General features: G+C 66.8%; 1 protein-coding gene. It reads right to left on the bottom strand.

Annotated features, from left to right (window positions below; genetic code table 11):
• Positions 1 to 15 precede the first annotated feature (15 nt).
• On the bottom strand, positions 16 to 1,110 hold a 1,095-nt coding region (locus C6N31_RS42235; RefSeq protein WP_438817455.1), incomplete at its 5' end, for an ISAzo13-like element transposase-related protein.

Below are 1,110 nucleotides of genomic sequence, written 5' to 3'. Positions count from 1 at the left end.
TGGAGTCGTAAAGATTCAACGTGGCGATATCGGTGCGTCCCGGTTGCCTTCGTGTTCTGCGATGGCGCTGAGGAGGTCAGCGGCGGTGGAGTAGCTTCCCTTGGAACGTGTTGCGGTGTATCCGTCCTGGTCCAGCAGGGGGCGGACCCACAGGACTGCGTTGCCGATGGTGCGTCGGCTCACTTGGAACAGGTCGGCTACCACGTCGCGGCTGCAGACCTTGCGCAGGCTGAGGATGGTGGCAAGGACGCGTTCGGCGTCGGTGATTTTCTCGGAGAAGATCCCTCCGCGGGCTCCGAACTGCCTGTCGGCTCCGCGCTGCCGATGCTTGCGCCGTTCAGCTTCGGCGGCCTGGTGCAAGGACAGCCGCCCGATCAGCTTCGCCAGCTCTTGCCGACTCATCCCGGTCAGCGCCGGATCGCCGAGGGTCGCCAGGCGGTTCGGCCGCGTCGGCACGATGTCGGTGGCCAGGAAGCCCCGCAGCGCAGTCGCGCTGGTGAAGCGCAGAACGGTGGGCTCGATGCCGTGTTTGCGTTTGGCCAGCAACTTGCCGGTCTCGACGACCGCGGCCGCAATCGGGCCCGTGCTGACTTCCAGCAACTCGGACAAGACAACCTGGGAGCAGACCTGCCGCAGGTAGACAACTGCGATCAGGACCCTGTCGGCGTCGGTGAGCAAAGGTCGGCCGTGACTTCCCTTGACTTGGCGACGTCTGCCGCCACGCTGTTCGAAGTAGCGCTGTTCGGCCCGCGCTGCTTGTGCGGGAGCGAGGCTGGCGGCCAACTCCTTCAGATTGCCTCGGCTCATGCCGGTCAGCCGCGGGTCGGCCAGGGTATGCAGGGCCGCCGACCGGTTGCGGTCCCGCTCGCCGATGCCGACGGCGGCCTTCGTGCCGGTCGCGGCGGGCCCGATGGTGTAGTTCCACTTCCCGCGCTCGGCATGGGGTGTGATCGGGAGAGCACTCATTCGCTCCCTGCTCACCGACACGCCTACGGGGTAGTCGCCGGTGTCAAGCACGGCGTCCACCCGCAGCCCGGTGCGGGTGCGAGTGGCGGCGATCGTGTTGACGACGACCTCGTGGCTGGTCAACGGTCTGCCACGCCAGTTCAT

Source organism: Streptomyces fildesensis (assembly GCF_016107395.1).
Lineage (GTDB): Bacteria > Actinomycetota > Actinomycetes > Streptomycetales > Streptomycetaceae > Actinacidiphila > Actinacidiphila fildesensis.
This window is presented reverse-complemented; position numbering and strand designations above follow the sequence as displayed.